Origin of the sequence: Streptomyces silaceus, assembly GCF_001419745.1 — a bacterium.
GTDB lineage: Bacteria > Actinomycetota > Actinomycetes > Streptomycetales > Streptomycetaceae > Streptomyces > Streptomyces silaceus.
In genome coordinates this window covers 1-18963 of sequence record NZ_LIRJ01000280.1, presented here as the reverse complement: position 1 = coordinate 18963, position 18963 = coordinate 1, and the positions used below count along the sequence as shown (strand labels likewise).

The 18963-nt window shown below is 72.2% G+C and carries 13 protein-coding genes; 4 read left to right on the top strand and 9 right to left on the bottom strand.

Translation table 11 applies throughout. The features are described 5' to 3' along the window. Positions 1-299 precede the first annotated feature (299 nt). Positions 300-1274, top strand: a complete 975-nt coding sequence (locus tag AOK22_RS24620) for a helix-turn-helix domain-containing protein (protein ID WP_055700895.1) — start codon at positions 300-302, stop codon at positions 1272-1274. 97 nt (positions 1275-1371) lie between these two features. Here AOK22_RS24620 and AOK22_RS24615 read toward each other — a convergent pair whose 3' ends face one another. Beyond that, on the bottom strand, positions 1372-1956 hold the full coding sequence (locus AOK22_RS24615) for a TetR/AcrR family transcriptional regulator (RefSeq protein ID WP_055700894.1): 585 nt from the start codon (positions 1954-1956) through the stop codon (positions 1372-1374). A gap of 109 nt (positions 1957-2065) precedes the next feature. Here AOK22_RS24615 and AOK22_RS24610 point away from each other — a divergent pair, with 109 nt between their 5' ends. Continuing rightward, positions 2066-3598: an MFS transporter gene (locus AOK22_RS24610; protein ID WP_107102023.1), complete on the top strand. Its 1533-nt coding sequence runs from the start codon at positions 2066-2068 to the stop codon at positions 3596-3598. Between the two features lie 106 nt (positions 3599-3704). Here AOK22_RS24610 and serA read toward each other — a convergent pair whose 3' ends face one another. The 6 genes from serA to AOK22_RS24580 form a co-directional block, all read right to left on the bottom strand. Further along, positions 3705-5297, bottom strand: a complete 1593-nt coding sequence (gene serA, locus AOK22_RS24605) for a phosphoglycerate dehydrogenase (RefSeq protein WP_055700892.1) — start codon at positions 5295-5297, stop codon at positions 3705-3707. 304 nt (positions 5298-5601) lie between these two features. Further along, the gene (ilvC, locus tag AOK22_RS24600) at positions 5602-6600 is read right to left on the bottom strand and encodes a ketol-acid reductoisomerase (protein WP_055700891.1); all 999 of its coding nucleotides are present in this window, start codon (positions 6598-6600) and stop codon (positions 5602-5604) included. 130 nt (positions 6601-6730) lie between these two features. Next, on the bottom strand, positions 6731-7258 hold the full coding sequence (ilvN, locus tag AOK22_RS24595) for an acetolactate synthase small subunit (RefSeq protein WP_055700890.1): 528 nt from the start codon (positions 7256-7258) through the stop codon (positions 6731-6733). Between the two features lie 29 nt (positions 7259-7287). Then, on the bottom strand, positions 7288-9135 hold the full coding sequence (locus AOK22_RS24590) for an acetolactate synthase large subunit (RefSeq protein WP_193433167.1): 1848 nt from the start codon (positions 9133-9135) through the stop codon (positions 7288-7290). 234 nt (positions 9136-9369) lie between these two features. After that, entirely contained in the window at positions 9370-12303 is a 2934-nt protein-coding gene (locus AOK22_RS24585) for a putative bifunctional diguanylate cyclase/phosphodiesterase (protein ID WP_055700888.1), read from the bottom strand. A 377-nt stretch (positions 12304-12680) separates the two neighbouring features. Then, complete coding sequence (locus AOK22_RS24580) at positions 12681-13634, bottom strand: 2-hydroxyacid dehydrogenase (protein ID WP_055700887.1); 954 nt, start codon at positions 13632-13634, stop codon at positions 12681-12683. Between the two features lie 119 nt (positions 13635-13753). Between AOK22_RS24580 and AOK22_RS24575 the strand changes: the two genes are divergently transcribed. Together AOK22_RS24575 and AOK22_RS24570 are read left to right on the top strand one after the other, a co-directional pair. Continuing rightward, complete coding sequence (locus tag AOK22_RS24575; protein ID WP_055700886.1) at positions 13754-14779, top strand: aldo/keto reductase; 1026 nt, start codon at positions 13754-13756, stop codon at positions 14777-14779. A 150-nt stretch (positions 14780-14929) separates the two neighbouring features. Next, on the top strand, positions 14930-16102 hold the full coding sequence (locus tag AOK22_RS24570) for a PQQ-dependent sugar dehydrogenase (RefSeq protein ID WP_079036790.1): 1173 nt from the start codon (positions 14930-14932) through the stop codon (positions 16100-16102). Here AOK22_RS24570 and AOK22_RS42255 read toward each other — a convergent pair. Both AOK22_RS42255 and AOK22_RS42965 read right to left on the bottom strand, forming a co-directional pair. Continuing rightward, complete coding sequence (locus AOK22_RS42255) at positions 16089-16367, bottom strand: DUF6191 domain-containing protein (protein WP_055700884.1); 279 nt, start codon at positions 16365-16367, stop codon at positions 16089-16091. The two genes, AOK22_RS24570 and AOK22_RS42255, sit on opposite strands and share 14 nt — an antisense overlap. Positions 16368-16447: 80 nt before the next feature. Then, a partial coding sequence (locus tag AOK22_RS42965; RefSeq protein ID WP_055700883.1) for a helix-turn-helix transcriptional regulator occupies positions 16448-18963 on the bottom strand: 2516 nt, incomplete at its 5' end.

Below are 18963 nucleotides of genomic sequence, written 5' to 3'. Positions count from 1 at the left end.
CGCGAGCGCCTCCCGCCCGCCTCCCGCCCACAGCGCGGCGGCCCCCAGCAGGGCCGACGCGGTGACGGTCCGCCTCGTGTGCGAGCGTGTGTGCACGGCTCTTCTCCTCTCGTCCGAACTCCGTGTCCTGGCGTCCCGGCGCCGGTCTCGATGTGCCGGTCTCGGCGTGCCGGTCCGGGCGTCGGGTACGGCTCGCATGCTGGCGTCCGGGGGGACGAGCGGGCGATCGTTGAGGCTCAGGCCGAAACGATGGCGCGGACAACGGCGTGCGCGACGGCGCGACGACACCGAGGAGCGCAGTGATCCGGATCCATGGCACGGCCGCCGACTTCGCCGGCATCCGTTTCGCGCCCCGGCCCGCGCCCCTCCAGGAGCTGAACACGGCCCTGATGCGGATGTGCGGCAGCGGCGACGACGTGCTCTACGGCCGCTGGCGGCGCCGGGTCCTGCGGTCCCTGCCCGCCGCCGTCGAACCGCTGGCGGACCTGGTGCCCCAGGGCAGGGCGCCCGCGTTCATCGACGTCTTCAGCGACAGCCTCGACGAGGGCCTGGACACCGTCCGGGCCGCGCCCCCGGAGCTGGTGCGCGCCGAGATCGAGCGGGTGAACGCCCCCTCCCTGTCCCGGGCCCCGCTCTGGATCCGCGGCCTGCACCGGGGCGAGCCCGAGTCCTGGCGGCTGCTGTGCCGCGCACAGCGGTCGGCCTTCGACGCGCTGCTGGGTCCCGTGTGGCCGTTGGTGCAGGACCTGCACCGCGCGGAGTTCACCCGGCACGCGCTGACCGCGGCGGAGCACGGCGTCGGTGCCGCGCTCACCGCGTTCGTCCCCGGGTCCCGGCTGCGCGAGGGGGTCTGGGAGCTCGACGCGCCGTGGGAGCGGGACGTCGAGCTGCGCGGCCGCGGCCTGGTGCTCGTGCCCACCTTCCACTGGACGGGCCCTCCGCTCCTCGCCGAGGCGCCCGGCCGGGCGCCACACCTGACCTGCCCCGCGGGGACCGGACTGCCGCTCACGCCGGACGGGTTGGCCGGCGACGCGGAGGACGCGCTCGCCGGGGTGCTCGGGCGGACGCGCGCCGACATGCTGCTCCGGCTCGCCGAGGCGCACACCACCAGCCGGCTCGCCCGGCGCCTCGGTGTCAGCAACGCCACCGTCTCCGCCCACGCCGCCGCGCTGCGGGCCGCCGGGCTGATCACGACGGTCCGCGCGGGACGGGCGGTCCTCCACCAACGGACGCCACTGGGCGCGCTGTTGCTCCGCGGTCGCGGCCGGCCGTAGACCGCCTCACCCCGTCGCCCCGCCCCTGCGCGAGCGCGAGGACCGGACAGCGGGCGGGAGACCCGCACCACCACGAGGTGCGCGAACCAGGCTTCTCCTACTGAGAGTCGGCCCGCTCCATCACGCGCCGCAGGCCCTCGGTGAGCTGCTCGGCGCTCGTCGCCGAGTCCGGGTCGAAGAGCCACTGGACCATCAGGCCGTTGAGCAGCGTGGTGTAGAAGCGGCCCTCGGTCTCGACGACGTCGGCCGGGATCTCGCTCTCCGCGATGCCGGTGAACAGCGCGACGAGGCCGCTGCGCCCCTCCCCCTGCGCCTTCGCGAGCAGTTCGCGCACCTGTGCGAGCCGCTCCCCCTGGGTGACGACCTCCAGGGTCAGCATCCAGAGGGGACGGGTGTCGGGGAACGACCGGATGATGTTCGCCCACCGCTCCTGGAACCGGTCGAGCGAGCCGCCCCCGCCGCCGAAGCCCTCGCCCGGCTTCGCCTCGAAGGCGCCGGTCATGTCCTCGATGAGCCCGATGAACGCCTCCACCAGCAGCGCGTCCTTCGAGCCGTAGTGGTAGCCGATCGAGGCGAGGTTCGTGCCCGACTCCTTGACGATCTCGCGGGCCGTCGTACGGACGAAGCCCTTCTCCAGCAGACAGCGCTTGGCGCCTTCGAGCAGATCTTCACGGTGTCCCATGCGAGAACCCTACGCCCGGTCCATACGCCCGTCCCATACCGGCGTCTTGCGCACCCGATCTATACGCACGTACTAGACAGCCGTTTAAGACGTGCGTACAGTCCTCGGCATGCAGACGAACCCGCGCGCCACCCACAAGGAATGGACCGCCTTCGCCGTCCTGATGCTTCCGCTGCTCCTGGTCTCGATGGACGTCTCCGTCCTCTACTTCGCCATCCCCCAGATCAGCGCCGACCTGCGGCCGAGCGGCACCCAGCAGCTGTGGATCTTCGACATCTACGCGTTCGTGCTCGCCGGACTGCTGATGACGATGGGCGCGGTCGGCGACCGCATCGGCCGCCGCAGGCTGCTGCTGTGCGGCGCCGCGGCCTTCGGCGCCGCCTCGCTGGCCGCCGCGTACGCCACGAGCCCCGAGATGCTGATAGCGGCCCGCGCGGTCCTCGGCATCGGCGGCGCGACCCTGATGCCGTCCACGCTGGCCCTCGTGCGCAACATGTTCCGCGACGACCGCCAGCGCGCACAGGCCATCGGCATCTGGCAGGGCGTTCTGGTGGCCGGCGTGGCCCTGGGCTCGGTGCTCAGCGGCGTCCTCGTCGAGCACTTCTGGTGGGGCTCGGTCTTCCTGGTCAACCTGCCCGCGATGGCGCTGCTCCTGGTCCTCGCGCCGCTGCTCATCCCGGAGTTCAAGGATCCGCGGCCCGGCCGCTTCGACCTGCTGAGCATGCCGCTGTCCATGGCCGCCGTGCTGCCGCTGGTCTGGGGCCTGAAGGAGATGCCGAGCGAGGGCGTCAAGCTCTCCTACGTCGCGTCGGTCGCCGTCGGCCTCGGCTTCGCCGCGCTCTTCGTGCACCGGCAGCGCACCGCCGCGTCCCCGATGATCTCGCCGGACCTGTTCCGCGGCCGGGGCCGTGCCTTCGGCGCCGCCGTCTCGCTGAACCTCGTCTCCTCGCTGGCGATGATGGGTTCGGCGTACTTCACCACGCAGTACCTCCAGTCCGTGCTCGGCAAGAGCGCGATGGAGGCGGCGCTGTGGGCGCTGCTGCCCTCGGTCCTCATCGGCGCCGCCGCGCCGGTCGCCACGATGCTCGTGCAGCGCGGCATGGACCGCGCCCACGTCGTCGCCACGGGCTTCGCCGTCTCCGCGAGCGGTTACGGACTGCTCGCCCTGACCGGCACCGACTCCCTCTGGCTGCTCCTCGCCGGGGCGGGCGTGCTGGCCTGCGGCGCGGTCATCATCGGCTCCCAGCTCACCGACCTCGCCCTCGGCGCGGCCCCGGCGGAGAAGGCGGGCACCGCGTCGTCGCTCCTGGAGACGGGACAGGAGTTCGGCGGCGCGATGGGCATGGCCCTGCTCGGCTCCATCGGCAACGCGGTCTACCGGAGCGAGGTCCCCGGCTCGGCCCCGGCCGAGGCCCGCGAGACGCTGGGCGGCGCGGTGGCGGTCGCGGAACACCTGCCGGCCCGCGCGGCGGACGCCCTGCTGACGACCGCGCGGGGCGCGTTCACGGACGGCATGCACGTCGCCGCGGCGGTGGGCGCGGGCCTGCTGCTCGCGTCCGCGGTGCTCGCGTCGGTGGCGCTGCGGAAGGCGCAGGCGCAGAAGGCGGAACCGGAACCGGAACCGGAGCAGGCGCTGATCTGAACCGGGTACGCGAAAGCGCCGGGCGGGCCGGAGACATCCGGCCCGCCCGGCGCTTTCGGACGGACTCGGCGATGCCGGTGGCCGTCGGCCACCGGCGTCACGGGTACTAGTCGGTCAGGTCCACCGCGCGGGCGGACTCCGCACCGATCTCCGCCGCGAGCTCGTTGAGAACGGACTGCGGCACCGTGTCGTCCACGGTGAGGACGGCCAGCGCCTCGCCGCCCACGTCGGCGCGGGCGACCTGCATGCCCGCGATGTTGATGCCCGCCTCGCCGAGGACACGGCCGACCGTGCCGACGACACCGGGACGGTCGGCGTACCGCAGGACGACCATGTGGTCGGCGAGCGCCAGGTCCACGTCGTACTCGCCGATGGCGACGATCTTCTGGAGGTGCTTGGGGCCGGCCAGCGTGCCGGAGACCGCGATCTCCTCGCCGCCGGAGAGCGTGCCGCGCACGGTGACCACGTTGCGGTGGTCGGGCGACTCGGAGCTGGTGGTGAGGCGGACCTCGACGCCGCGCTCCTGCGCGAACAGCGGCGCGTTCACGTACGAGACGGTCTCGTCGACGACGTCCTCGAACACGCCCTTCAGCGCGGACAGTTCGAGCACCTTCACGTCGTGCTGGGTGATCTCGCCGTACACCTCGACGTCGAGGCGGGCCGCGACCTCCTGGGCGAGCGCGGTGAAGATCCGGCCGAGCTTCTCGGCGAGCGGCAGACCGGGGCGCACGTCCTCGGCGATGACACCGCCCTGCACGTTCACCGCGTCGGGCACGAGCTCGCCGGCGAGGGCCAGGCGCACCGACTTGGCGACGGCGATGCCCGCCTTCTCCTGCGCCTCGTCCGTGGAGGCGCCGAGGTGCGGGGTGCAGACGACCTGGTCGAACTGGAAGAGCGGGGAGTCCGTGCAGGGCTCCTTCGCGTACACGTCCAGACCGGCGCCGGCGACGCGGCCCTCCTTGAGGGCGGAGTGCAGCGCCTCCTCGTCGACGATCCCGCCGCGCGCGGCGTTCACGATGCGGACGGTCGGCTTGACCTTGTGGAGCGCCTCGTCGCCGATGAGGCCGAGGGTCTCGGGGGTCTTGGGCAGGTGGACGGTGATGAAGTCGGAGACCTCGAGGAGCTCGTCCAGCGACAGGACCTTCACGCCCATCTGCGCGGCGCGCGCGGGCTGCACGTACGGGTCGTAGGCGACGACCTTCATGCCGAAGGCGCTCATGCGCTGCGCGACCAGGGCACCGATGCGGCCGAGGCCGACGACGCCGAGGGTCTTCTCGGCGAGCTCGACGCCGGTGTACTTGGAGCGCTTCCACTCGCCGTTCTTCAGGGCGGTGTTGGCCTGGGGGATGTTGCGCGCGGTGGCCAGGAGCAGGCCGCAGGCGAGCTCGGCGGCGGTGACGATGTTCGAGGTCGGGGCGTTCACGACCATGACGCCGGCCTTGGTGGCGGCGGAGACGTCGACGTTGTCGAGGCCGACTCCCGCGCGGGCGACGACCTTCAGCTTCTTGGCGGCGGCGATCGCCTCGGCGTCGACCTTGGTCGCGGAGCGCACCAGGATCGCGTCGACGTCGGCGATGGCGGGCAGCAGCTCGGCGCGGTCGGCGCCGTTGCACTGGCGGATCTCGAAGTCCGGGCCCAGGGCATCGACGGTGGCGGGCGACAGCTCTTCAGCGATGAGTACGACAGGTTTCGAGCTCACGTGAGTCCTCACAAGTCCAATGCGGACGGCCGTCCCGACGGCCGCAGGCGGTGGAGGGTGCTAGCCGCGTGGAAGACGCACGACGCTGTGGGCCCGACGCGAATGTTGAACAGCAGTGTAGTGGCGCGACGGAGATCATCTTGCGCCTCCGTGGAAGGATCACCCGTCCGTGAATGGACGCGGTGGACAACGCCGGATGCCGGAGGGGCCACGACCCTCCGGCAGTACGCGAGCGTGGCTCGGAATGGGCCCCTCCGGCGTTCGAGGAGCGGGGTCCGGGGCGGCGCCCCGGACCCGAGGAGCGTCAGTCCTCGTCGTTGACCCAGGACATGAGCTTGCGCAGCTCCTTGCCCGTGGTCTCCAGGAGGTGGTTCTCGTCCTGGGTCTTGTACTCGTTGTACTTCTTCAGACCGCCGTGGTACTCGTCCATCCAGTTCTTGGCGAACGTGCCGTCCTGGATCTCCGCGAGGACCTGCTTCATCTCGGCCTTGGTGGCGTCCGTGATGATCCGCGGGCCGGTGATGTAGTCGCCCCACTCGGCGGTCTCGGAGACGGACCAGCGCATCTTCTCCAGGCCGCCCTCGTACATGAGGTCCACGATCAGCTTCAGCTCGTGGAGGCACTCGAAGTACGCGATCTCCGGCTGGTAGCCCGCCTCGGTCAGCGTCTCGAAGCCCGCCTTGACCAGCGCGGCGGTGCCGCCGCACAGCACGGCCTGCTCGCCGAACAGGTCGGTCTCGGTCTCCTCGGTGAAGGTCGTCTTGATGACGCCCGCACGCGTGCCGCCGATGCCCTTGGCGTACGAGAGCGCCAGCGGGAAGCCGTTGCCGGTCGCGTCCTGCTCGACGGCCGCGATGCACGGGACGCCGCGGCCCTCCTCGTACTGGCGGCGGACCAGGTGGCCCGGGCCCTTGGGGGCGACCATGGCGACGTCGACGCCGGCCGGGGGCTTGATGAAGCCGTAGCGGATGTTCAGGCCGTGGCCGAAGAACAGGGCGTCGCCGTCCTTGAGGTTGTCCTTGATGGACTCCTCGTAGACCTGGGCCTGGATCGGGTCCGGCACCAGGATCATGATGACGTCGGCCTCGGCCGCCGCCTCGGAGGGGGTGACGACCCGCAGGCCCTGCTCCTCGGCCTTGGCCTTGGACTTGGAGCCCTCGTGCAGACCGACGCGGACGTCGACACCCGAGTCACGCAGCGACAGCGCGTGGGCGTGACCCTGGCTGCCGTAGCCGATGACCGCGACCTTGCGGCCCTGGATGATGGACAGGTCGGCGTCGTCGTCGTAGAACAGCTCGGCCACTGGGAATCTCCTATGTGTGCTGGTGTTGCGTCCCACCGTACGGCGGGTTCAATGAGGGAAGTCCACGGGTCTCGCCATGCGGGCGGACCCAGGAGCGGGATCAGGCCGTGCGGTACGGGACCGCTCGGTCTCAGGCCGTGCGGTCGAGCGCCCGCAGGCTGCGGTCCGTGATGGAGCGGGAGCCGCGGCCGATGGCGATCGTGCCGGACTGGACGAGCTCCTTGATACCGAAGGGCTCCAGCATCTTGAGCATGGCCTCCAGCTTGTCGCTGCTGCCGGTGGCCTCGATGGTGACGGCCTCCGGGGAGACGTCCACGGTCTTGGCGCGGAACAGCTGGACGATCTCGACGATCTGGGAGCGGGTCTCGTTGTCGGCGCGGACCTTCGCGAGGACGAGCTCGCGGGCCACCGCGGCGCCCGGCTCCAGTTCGACGATCTTCAGGACGTTGACCAGCTTGTTGAGCTGCTTGGTGACCTGTTCGAGCGGCAGGTCCTCGACATTCACGACGATGGTGATGCGGGAGATGTCGGGGTGCTCGGTGACGCCCACGGCGAGCGAGTCGATGTTGAAGCCGCGGCGCGAGAACAGGGCGGCGATCCGGGCGAGGATGCCGGGGGTGTTCTCGACGAGGACGGAGAGCGTGTGCTTGGTGGACATGGCCTTGGGTCTCTCTTTCGCTCTCGGACTCAGTCGTCTTCGTTGTCGCCGAAGTCGGGGCGCACGCCCCGGGCGGCCATGACCTCGTCGTTCGAGGTGCCCGCGGCGACCATCGGCCAGACCTGGGCGTCCTCGTGGACGATGAAGTCGACGACGACGGGACGGTCGTTGATGGAGTTGGCCTCGGCGATGACCTTGTCGAGGTCCTCGGGGCGCTCGCAGCGCAGCGCCACGCAGCCCATCGCCTCCGACAGCTTCACGAAGTCCGGGACGCGCGTGCCCTTGTTCGGGCCGATGTCCTCGGGGCCGCTGTGCAGGACGGTGTTGGAGTAGCGCTGGTTGTAGAACAGCGTCTGCCACTGGCGGACCATCCCGAGGGCACCGTTGTTGATGATGGCGACCTTGATCGGGATGTTGTTCAGGGCGCAGGTGGTGAGCTCCTGATTGGTCATCTGGAAGCAGCCGTCGCCGTCGATCGCCCACACCGTGCGGTCGGGCTGTCCGGCCTTGGCGCCCATCGCGGCCGGGACCGCGTAGCCCATCGTCCCGGCGCCGCCGGAGTTCAGCCAGGTCGCGGGCTGCTCGTACTCGATGAAGTGCGCGGCCCACATCTGGTGCTGGCCGACGCCCGCCGCGAAGATCGTGCCCTCCGGCGCGAGCCGGCCGACGCGCTCGATGACGTGCTGCGGGGAGAGCGAGCCGTCGTCGGGCTGGGTGTAGCCGAGCGGGTAGGTCTCCCGCCAGCGGTTGAGGTCGGCCCACCAGGCGGTGTAGTCGCCCCGGTGGCCCTCCGTGTGCTCGGCCTGGACGGCCTGGACGAGGTCGGCGATGACCTCGCGGGCGTCGCCGACGATCGGCACGTCGGCGGCGCGGTTCTTGCCGATCTCGGCCGGGTCGATGTCGGCGTGGACGATCTTCGCGTAGGGGGCGAAGCTGTCCAGCTTGCCGGTGACGCGGTCGTCGAAGCGGGCGCCGAGGGCGACGATCAGGTCGGCCTTCTGCAGCGCGGTGACGGCGGTGACCGCACCGTGCATGCCCGGCATTCCCACGTGCAGCGGGTGGCTGTCGGGGAATGCGCCGAGCGCCATCAGTGTGGTGGTGACGGGCGCTCCGGTGAGCTCTGCCAGGACCTTCAGCTCGGCGGTGGCCTGTGCCTTCAGGACGCCGCCGCCGACGTAGAGGACCGGGCGCTTGGCCGCGGTGATGAGCTTGGCGGCCTCGCGGATCTGCTTGGCGTGCGGCTTGGTCACCGGGCGGTAGCCGGGCAGGTCCTGCTGCGGCGGCCAGGAGAAGGTCGTCTGCGCCTGCAGCGCGTCCTTCGCGATGTCCACGAGGACGGGGCCCGGCCGGCCGGTGGAGGCGATGTGGAAGGCCTCGGCGATGGTGCGCGGGATGTCCTCGGCCTTGGTGACCAGGAAGTTGTGCTTGGTGATCGGCATCGTGATGCCGACGATGTCCGCCTCCTGGAAGGCGTCCGTGCCGATCGCCTTGGAGGCCACCTGGCCGGTGATGGCGACCATCGGGACGGAGTCCATGTGGGCGTCCGCGATCGGCGTGACCAGGTTGGTGGCACCGGGGCCGCTCGTCGCCATGCAGACGCCGACCTTGCCGGTGGCCTGCGCGTACCCGGTGGCGGCGTGGCCCGCGCCCTGCTCGTGGCGGACCAGGACATGGCGGACCCGGGTGGAGTCCATCATCGGGTCGTACGCGGGAAGGATGGCGCCGCCGGGAATGCCGAACACCGTGTCGGCCCCGACTTCCTCGAGAGAACGAATGAGGGACTGCGCACCCGTGACGTGCTCGACGGGGGCGGACTGGTGTCCTGAGGATCGGGGCCGCGGCTGCGGATGGTGGGCCCCGGTGGCCTGCTCGGTCATCGGCATTCTCTTCTCGAAGCTGAGGGTTTTTGCGGGGGTTTTGCAGGGGTTTGGCAGGTGCCAGTGCAACAAAAAACCCCTCGTGCCGTGAGGCAAGCGAGGGGAGCGCGCCGGGTGCGGTCGCTGGGATTCCGGTGTCCGGACCGGTCGGTCCCAGCTTCAGCCGACGCGCTTTCCAAGTACGAGAATTCGGGTGCGCATGGCATTGACCCTCCCCCCGGCACGCAGCACCTGTCAAGTAGGTGGGACGGGGGTCTCATTATGTGAGCGGGCATACGGCGAGGGGCCCCCCGCGTACGTCCCCGCGGGGCCGCCCGCGAACACCGGCTCCGCCGGACAGCGCGGCACCGGGTACTCGCCCATCGACAGCGCCCGGCGCAGCCGGTACTCGTCCAGGGGCCCGGAGAACGCCATGCCCTGCCCGTGCGTGCACCCCATCGCGCGCAGGGCGACCACCTGCTCGGGCAAATCGACGCCGTCGGCCACGGAGAGCAGCCCGAGGTCGCCCGCGATCCGCAGCAGCCCCGAGGTGATCTTGTAGAGCCGCGCGGACTCGACGACGCCCTCGATCAGGGTGCGGTCGAGCTTCAGTACGTCGACGGGGAGCCGGCGCAGGGCCGTGATCGCCGCGTACCCGCTGCCGAAGCCGTCGAGCGCGATGCGTACGCCGAGTCTGCGCAGGGCCGTCAGACGGCGCTCCAGCTCGTCCAGGGGCACCCGGGGGTCGCTGTCGGCGAGCTCGATGATGAGCGCGCCGGAGGGCAGGCCGTGCCGGGTCAGGAGCGCCTCGATGGAGCCGAGCGGCATGGACCGGTCCAGGAGGCGGCGGGCGCTCATGCGGACGGCGACGGGCACCGCGTGGCCGGTGCGGCCGCGCTCCGCCGCCTGCTCGACGGCCTCCTCCAGCATCCAGCGGCCGAGCTCGGCGGCGCGGTCGCCGTCCTGCCCTCCCCCGGACTCGGAGACCCGCAGGAACTCGGCGGGCGTGAAGAGGATGCCCTGTGCCGAGCGCCAGCGCGCCTGGGCCGCGACCGCCGTGATCCGGCCGTCGTCGAGGCTGACGACGGGCTGGTGCAGCAGCGCGAACTCGCCGTCGTGCAGCGCGGCGCGCAGCCGTGTGGCGAGCTCCGCCTTGCGGACGACGTCGGCCTGCATCTGGGGCGCGTACAGCTCGACGCGCCCCTTGCCCGCGGCCTTGGCCCGGTACATCGCGAGGTCGGCATTGCGCAGCAACTCCCCCGCGCCGATGCCCGGTTCGGCGAAGGACACACCGATGGACGCCGCGACACGCACGTCGTTGCCGTCGATGGCGTAGGGCTGGGAAAGGGTGATTCTCAGCCGGTCGGCGAGCTCGAAGATGTGCTGTTCTCTCGCGGCCTGGTCTCTGGTCCCGTCGCCGACGATGAGGGCCGCGAACTCATCGCCGCCGAGCCGGGAGGCGGTGTCGCCCGAACGCACCGCCTCCTGGAGTCTGCGCGCGGCCTGGATCAGCAGCTCGTCCCCGGCCTGGTGGCCGATGGTGTCGTTGACCGCCTTGAAACCGTCGAGGTCGATGAAGAGCACGGCCGTGCCGCGGTCGGTCACTCTGCGGCCGGTCAGCGCCTGGCCCACGCGCCGCGTGAACAGGGCGCGGTTGGGCAGGTCGGTGAGCGGGTCGTGCTCGGCGTTGTGCTGCAACTGCGCCTGGAGGCGGACCCGTTCGGTGACGTCCCTGCTGTTGAAGATGAGGCCGCCCTGGTGGCGGTTGACGGTGGACTCCACGTTGAGCCAGTCGCCGTCGCCGGACTTGAAGCGGCACTCGATGCGGGTGGTGGGTTCCTCGACGGGGTTGGCGGCGAGGAATCTGCGGACCTCGTGGACGACCCGGCCGAGGTCCTCGGGGTGCATGAGCGAGGCCAGTTCGGATCCGACGAGCTCTTCGGCGTCGCGGCCGTAGACCCCGGCGGCGGCCGGGCTGACGTAGCGCAGGATGCCGTTCGGCGCGGCGATCATGATGACGTCGCTGGAGCCCTGCACCAGGGACCGGAAGTGGTTCTCCTTCTGGGCCAGCTCCTGGGTGAGCGTGATGTTGTCCAGGAGCATGATGCCCTGGCGCACCACGAGTGCGAGCACGACGGTGCCCGCGGTGAAGAGCACCACGCGGTCGACGCTGCGGCCGCTCAGCACGTTGTAGAGGATGCCCAGCGTGCAGACGGCGGCGGCCAGGTACGGCGTGAGGGCGGCCAGCGATCCGGCGATGGGACGGGTCGCGGCGGCCCGGGGCTCCTCGGGGCCGCTGTCGTACGCCACGCGCGCGTGGCCCGGCCCGTACGCGTCGCGCGCGTGCCAGGGGGCGGCCCACGGGGCGTAGGCGAGGAGGAGCGAGCCCGCGAACCAGCCGGCGTCGAGCATCTGGCCCGAGCGGTAACTGGCGTGCAGCAGCGGCGAGGTGAACAGCGCGTCGCACATCACGGTCAGGGCCAGCGCGCCGATCGCGGTGTTCACCGCGGTGCGGTTGGCGGAGGACCGCCTGAAGTGCAGCGCGAGCACCATGCTGACCAGCGCGATGTCGAGCAGCGGGTAGGCCAGCGAGAGCGCGGCGTGCGCGACGCTCTGCCCCTCGAACTGCGCGGTGTGCGCGAGGGCCAGACTCCAGGAGAGCGTGAGGAGCGAGCCCCCGATCAGCCAGGAGTCGAGGGCCAGGCAGACCCAACCCGCCCTCGTCACCGGCCGTTTGGCGAGCACGAGCAGGCCGATGATGGCGGGCGGGGCGAAGCACAGGAAGAAGAGGTCGGCGAGGCCGGGGCTCGGCACGGGGCGCTCGAGCACGACCTCGTACCAGCCCCATACCGCGTTGCCGATCGCCGCCATCGCGGAGGAGAGCGCGAAGAGCAGCCATGCGGGTCGAAAGCGGCTGCGGCGGGTGCGGGAGTAGCGGAAGCAGGAGACCGCGGCGGCCGCGGCGGCGATGCTCAGCCCGAAGTCGCCCATGAACAGGGCGAGTCGGGGCGAGCCCCAGCCGAGCGCCGACCCGGTGGCGTACGCCCCGCAGACCAGCAGGAGCAGCAGCTGGGAGACCAGACCGCGGCCGCCCGGCAGGGGGCGGCGGGCCAGCGGGGACCGCGGGGGCAGCGGCGCGGCCGCGAGGCCCCCTTCGAGGACCGTGGTGACGGGCGGGCGGGCGCTCACCGGGCCGCCCCGGTCCGCGCCGCCCCCGTGCCCGTCCGGCGTCCGCGCCGGCAGTGGCGCTGATGCGTGCGGCGACGGCCGCTCGTGCGGTGCCCACCGCGCCTGCGTCTGCGGGCCGGTGCGCGTGAGAGTCGCCGGCGGCGGTCCCGCCGCGTCGGATCGTTCGCCCATAGGCCGTGCATCGCCCGTCGCCCCCCTCGCAGCCTGATGTCTCGTCCCCGGCGCCGAACGGTCCACGGCGCATCCCCTGTCGGGACGATACACCAGTCTCGTCACTCAGGGACATAGTTCCTCTACGCTCCGTGACTGTCCATGCGGAACCGGACACGGGGCGCACGCATGCGGGTGCGGAGCGTGCACGAAGCGGTATCGGGCGATCAACTGCCCGTCGTCAGCACGATGTTGTCCAGTTGCCGCCCCGCGGCGTACTCGGTCAGCTGCGCGGCCAGCAGGCGCTTGGCCCGGGGCAGGAAGGCGGACGAGGAGCCGCCCACGTGCGGGCTGATGAGCACTCCGGGAGCGTGCCACAGGGGGTGACCTGCGGGCAGCGGTTCCGGGTCGGTCACGTCGAGCGCGGCGGTGATGCGCCCCGACTCCAGTTCGGCCACGAGCGCCTTGGTGTCGACGACGGGTCCGCGGGCGACGTTCACGAGCAGCGCGCCGTCCTTCATGCGGGCCAGGAACTCGGCTCCCGCGAGGCCGCGCGTGCTCTCGGTGAGCGGCGTGGAGAGGACGACGACGTCCGCCTCGGGCAGCAGCGACGGCAGTTCGGCGAGCGGGAGCACAGGACCGCGCTCCGTGGCACGGGCGGAGCGCGCGACGCGCGCCACCCGCGCGCATTCGAAGGGGGCGAGCCTGTCCTCGATGGCGGAACCGATCGATCCGTACCCGACGATGAGCACGGACCTGTCGGCGAGCGCCGGGTAGAACCCCGCATGCCACTCCTCCTGCCGCTGCCCCTCGACGAAGCGCGGAATGCCCCGCAGGGAGGAGAGGATCAGGGTGAGGGCGAGTTCGGCGGTGCTGGTCTCGTGCACCCCGCGCGCGTTGCAGAGCCGTACCCCCGGGGCGAGCGACGGGAGTCCCGGCTCCACGTGGTCGATGCCCGCGGTCAGTGTCTGTACGACGCGTACGGACGTCATCGCGGACAGCGGGCGTACGGCGGTCTCCGTGGTCTTCATGTAGGGCACCACATAGAAGACGCAGTCGGCCGGGTCCGCGGGGAAGTCCGGGCCGCCGTCCCAGAAGCGGTAGGTGAGGCCCGCCTCGGACGCGTCGGGCAGGCCCGGGATCTCGTGCGCTTCGAACGGAAGCCATACATCTGTCGTCATGGCCAGGAGGCTAGTGCGCGGCGGTGGCGCACCGCCGTCGGGGAGGCAGCGCTCGGGGCGGGGACGGCAGCGGTTAGTTTGGATGATCGCTGGACGCGGAGCGGGGAGGATACGGCCAGGTGGAGGGCAGGACGATCGGCGCGGGGGCGCTCGAAGTGGGCGCCGTCGGACTCGGCTGCATGCCGATGAGCTGGGCGTACACCGGCTCGCAGCAGCGGGGGGACACGTCGATGCGCACCGTGCACGCCGCACTGGATGCCGCCGGCGCCGACGGCCCGGGGGTGACGCTGCTGGACACGGCGGACATGTACGGGCCGTTCACCAACGAACTGCTGATCGGCAGGGTGCTCAAGGAGCGGCGTGCCGAGGCGTTCGTGTCGACGAAGTGCGGGCTGCTCGTGGGCGAACAGCACATCGTCGCCAACGGCCGCCCCGGCTATGTGAAGCGGGCCTGCGACGCGTCGCTGCGGCGGCTGCAGACCGAGACCATCGACCTGTACCAGTTGCACCGCGCCGATCCCGAGGTGCCCATCGAGGAGACCTGGGGCGCGATGGCCGAGCTCGTGGCCGCGGGGAAGGTCCGGGCGCTGGGGCTGTGCGCGGTGGGGGCGCGCGCCCGGCGGCGCGGTGCGCCGGGGCGCCCGGGCGCGGGGCTGCACGACCTGACGATCCGGCAGCTGGACCGGGTGCAGCAGGTCTTCCCGGTCAGCGCGGTGGAGGCGGAGCTGTCGGTGTGGTCGCCGGAAGCACTGGACGTTCTGCTGCCGTGGTGTGTGGCGCGCGGGGTCGGCTTCCTCGCGGCGATGCCGCTGGGGAATGGTTTCCTCACCGGCACGCTGACGCCCGGTCAGGGCTTCGAGCCGGACGACCTGCGCGCCCGGCATCCGCGTTTCACCGCCGAGATGATGGCGGCCAACCAGCCGCTGGTGGTGGGGCTGCGCCGGGTGGCGGAGCGGCACGGGGCGACGCCGGCGCAGGTCGCGCTGGCGTGGGTGCTGGCGCAGGGGCGGCACGTGGTGCCGATCCCGGGGGCCAAGCGGGAGCGCTGGGCGGTGGAGAACGCCGGGGCGGCGGGGCTGCGGCTGACGGCGGCGGACCTGGCGGAGATCGCGGCGCTGCCGGCGGCGCTGGGGTCGTGGGACTGAGGGCTGCTCTGTCCGTTCCCCTTGGCCGGGCTCGGTCCGGCCGTGTCCGAACAGGGATCGGAGAGGCGGCGGCGATCTCGTGGCGGTGGAAAGGGAACCTGCGGGGCGCGAGCGGTGTATGAACAGGAGAAGCGCTGCGTCGAAGGGACCCTGATCGTGCAACGACCCGCTGTCACGGCCGTGTTGGCCGCTGCCGCCCTCGTGTTCGCGGCCGGATGCTCGTCCGGCGGCGGCGCCGACCCGGACCAGGGCAGGACCTCGCCGAAGCCGGAGAAGTCGAGCCGGTCGGCCACCGGCGAGCCGGGCGCCGAGGCCCCGCCGGAGAAGGGCTCCGCGAAGGTCACGCGCACCCTCGCCACGGGCCTGAAGTCCCCTTGGGGCCTCGCCGCGCTGCCCGGCGGCGATCTCCTGGTGTCCTCGCGCGACGAGGGGACGATCACCCGGATCGACGGGGATTCGGGCAAGAAGACGGAGCTGGGCTCGGTCCCCGGCGTCTCCCCCGGCGGCGAGGGCGGCCTGATGGGCCTCGCGCTCTCGCCTTCGTACGCCTCGGACCACATGGTGTACGCGTACTTCACGACGGAGTCCGACAACCGCATCGCCCGGTTGCTGTACGACGAGAAGAAGCCCTCGGGCGAGCAGCTCGGCGCGCCCGACACGATCTTCAAGGGCATCCCCAAGGGCATGATCCACAACGGCGGCCGGATCGCCTTCGGCCCGGACAAGATGCTGTACGCGGGCACGGGCGAGACCGGTGACACCGGCCTGGCGCAGGACAAGGAGTCCCTGGGCGGCAAGATCCTGCGCCTCACCCCGGACGGCGAACCGGCCCCCGACAACCCCTTCGACGACTCCCCCGTGTATACGTACGGCCACCGCAATGTGCAGGGCCTGGCCTGGGACGAGGACAAGCGGCTGTGGGCCTCGGAGTTCGGCCAGGACACCTGGGACGAGCTGAACGAGATCAAGGCCGGCGACAACTACGGCTGGCCGGAGGTCGAGGGCAAGGGCGACGGCGACGAGGGCGAGGGCTTCCACGCGCCGATCGCCCAGTGGAAGACGTCGGAGGCGTCACCGAGCGGGGTGGCCTACGCCGAGGGGTCGGTGTGGATGGCGGGCCTGCGCGGTCAGCGGCTGTGGCGCGTGCCGGTGCGGGGCGTGGACGACCCGAAGCCGCAGTCCTTCCTGTCCGAGGAGTACGGCAGGCTGCGCACGGTGCTCGCGGCGGGCGGCGACAAGCTGTGGCTGGTCACGAGCGAGACGGACTCGCGGGGGACGCCGGAGAAGGGTGACGACAAGATCCTGGAGGTCACGGTGAAGTAGTCCGGTCACCGGCCTGGCCGGTGTCCGGTATCTCCTCGGCGCGCGGGGTTTCGTCGGCGCGTGCGCTGTCGCCGGTGCGTGAGGTGTCGTCGGCGCGCGGGGACGGGACGGGTGGGCGTACGACCACCTTGCCCGAGCTCAGATCGATCGGTCCGCGCCCGGGGTCGCCGTCGTTGAGGTCGACGCGGGTCGTCTCCAGGCGCTTCCGCTCGTCGTCGGTGTGCTTGCGCCCCGGCGCGAACAGGGCCTCGATCGCGTTGAACACTGCGCCTCCCAAGAGCCGAGATCCTGTCATCAAGCGTAAGCGAGCCCGTGCGGAACGGGCCGGGGCTGCGAAAGCGCAGGTCAGCCCGCCGCCCGGGTGTCCTTCTGGGGGAAGAGACGGAGGCGGTGGGCGAGCGCGGCGGCCTCGCCCCGGCCGCTGACGGACAGCTTGGCGAGGATGTTGGAGACGTGGACGCTCGCCGTCTTCGGGGAGATGAAGAGCTCCTCGGCGATCTGGCGGTTGCTGCGGCCCACGGCGACCAGGCGCAGGACGTCCCGCTCCCGGCTGGTCAGGCCGAGCGCCTCGGCGGGGTCGGCCGGGGCGGCGGGGGCGCACGCGGCCTCGGCGGTGGTCAGCGGGAGGCGGGCGCGCTGGGCGAGTCCGGTGATGGAGTCGGCGAGCGGGCGGGCGCCGAGCCGGTCGGCCACCTCGCCGGCCTGGCGCAGCAGGTGGGCGGCGCGGTCGCGGTCGGCGACGTCCGCGGCGAGGAGGGACTCGGCGAGGCGCAGGCGTGCCTGGGCGAGGTCGTAGGGGCGGTCGAGGGGGGCGAGGGCGTCGACGACGGCGGACCAGTCGTCGGGGCCGTCGCTTCCCTCGGCGCGCAGGAGTTCGGCGCGCGTCCACTCGTCGTAGGCGCGCCAGAGCGGTATGGGGGTGGCGAGGTCCTTGGCGGCGTCGCGGATCCGTTCGACGGCGGCGGGGCGGCCGGCCTCGGCGGCGGGCAGGCCGCGGGCGTCGGCCTCCATCGCGGCGGCGGCGAGCAGCAGCGGCCAGCCGTACTTGTAGGTGCCGACGGGGAGGCCGGAGGCGATGCCGCTCTCCAGTTCGGCGCGGCCGTCCAGGACGCGGCCCTCGCCGGCGGCGACGCCGAGGGTGATGCGGAAGAGCAGGAGGAGGTACTGGGGTTGGGGGTCGTGGTGGCCGAAGTGCTGGTGCGCGTTCTGCACGTGTCGCGCGGCGGCGGCGTAGTCGCCGCGGAAGAGGGCGACGCGCGCGGTGCGTTCGGCGGCGGAGCCGCGCGGCTTGGAGCTCTGCGCGCAGCGCTGGGTCTGGGCGACGGCCTCGGCGGCCTCGTCCCAGCGGCCCAGCGAGATGAGCGACTCGGCGACGTTGGCCCAGACCCAGCCCTCGGTGTCCACGAGGCCGTACTTCCGGCAGAACTCGATGCCCTCCATGCCGACGCGCACGGCCTCGGCGGAGCGGCCGACGCCTTCGAGGGCGGAGGGGAGGTTGATGTGGGCGCGGCTCAGGTCCGTGGCCAGGCCCTCGCTGACGACGCGGTCCCTGACCTCGTACATCTCGGCGAGGCCCGCCTCGGGGTCGCCGGCCTCGATGAGCAGGTTGCCGCGGGTGAGGCGGGCGTTGAGCTCGATGGTGTCGGCCTTGACCATGCGGGCGTACTCGACGGCGCGTTCGGCGGCGGCCATGGTCTCCGGGCCGGGGTCGTGCAGCATGCCCCAGGAGGCGCGGTGGACGAGGACGTCGGCGTGCACCTCGGAGGGCGGCAGGCCGCGCATCAGCTCCTGTGCCGTGGCGATCTCCGCCCAGCCGTCGCCGCGGCCGAGGGTGGAGACGAGGCGGGAGCGCGCGACCCAGAACCAGGCGGCGCGCAGGGGGTCGTTCTCCTCGCCCAGGAGGCGCAGGGCGCGCTTGGTGATCTTGAGGGCGCGCTCGCGTTCGCCGCAGAGGCGGCCGGCGACGGTGGCCTCGGCCATCAGGTCGAGATAGCGCAGCGGGGTGGTGGCGGGGTCGCAGCCGCAGGGCGGGTAGCCCTCGACGTAGGCGGCGGGGCGCAGTTCCTCGCGGACGGCCTCGGGGGCGTCGTCCCAGAGCTCCATCGCCCGTTCCAGGAGGCGCAGTTGCTCGGCGTAGGCGTGGCGGTGGCGGGCCTGGACGGAGGCTTCGAGGACGGCGGGCAGGGCCTTGGCGGCGTCGTGCGCGTAGTACCAGTAGGTGGCGAGGCGGGGGGCGCGCTGGTCGGCGGCGACGAGGGAGGGGTCCTGTTCCAGGGCCTCGGCGAAGCGGCGGTTGATGCGGGAGCGCTCGCCGGGCAGCAGGTCGTCGCTGACCGCCTCGCGGACCAGGGAGTGCCGGAAGCGGTATCCCTCGCCGTCCGGGCAGGCGAGCAGGATGTTGGCGCCGACGGCGGCCCGCAGCGCCTCGATGAGGTCGTCCTCGCAGAGCCCGACGACCTCGGCGAGCAGTTCGTACTCGACGGCGGAGCCGCCCTCGGCGACGATCCGCGCCACCCGCTGGGTGTCCTCGGGCAGTTCCTCGACGCGGACGAGCAGGAGGTCGCGCAGGGAGTCCGTCAGGCTCGCGCAGCTGCTGCCGTGGGAGGCGACGGCGAGTTCCTCGACGAAGAAGGCGTTGCCGTCGGAGCGGTCGAAGATGTCGTCGACCAGGGTCTGTTCGGGCTCGGCGGCGAGGATCCCGGCCATCTGGCGGGCGACCTCGTCCTTGCTGAAGCGGCCGAGTTCGATGCGCCGGACGGTGCGGAGCCGGTCCAGTTCGGCGAGCAGGGGGCGCAGTGGGTGGCGGCGGTGGATGTCGTCGGCGCGGTAGGTGGCGAGCAGGACGAGGCGGCCGCCGCGCA

Excerpts from the sequence above, each read along its gene's own strand:
- AOK22_RS24615 (WP_055700894.1), bottom strand. The coding sequence starts at position 1,956 with ATGGGACACCGTGAAGATCTGCTCGAAGGCGCCAAGCGCTGTCTGCTG.
- AOK22_RS24610 (WP_107102023.1), top strand. The coding sequence starts at position 2,066 with ATGCAGACGAACCCGCGCGCCACCCACAAGGAATGGACCGCCTTCGCC.
- ilvN (WP_055700890.1), bottom strand. The coding sequence starts at position 7,258 with ATGTCCACCAAGCACACGCTCTCCGTCCTCGTCGAGAACACCCCCGGC.
- AOK22_RS24590 (WP_193433167.1), bottom strand. The coding sequence starts at position 9,135 with ATGACCGAGCAGGCCACCGGGGCCCACCATCCGCAGCCGCGGCCCCGA.
- AOK22_RS24580 (WP_055700887.1), bottom strand. The coding sequence starts at position 13,634 with ATGACGACAGATGTATGGCTTCCGTTCGAAGCGCACGAGATCCCGGGC.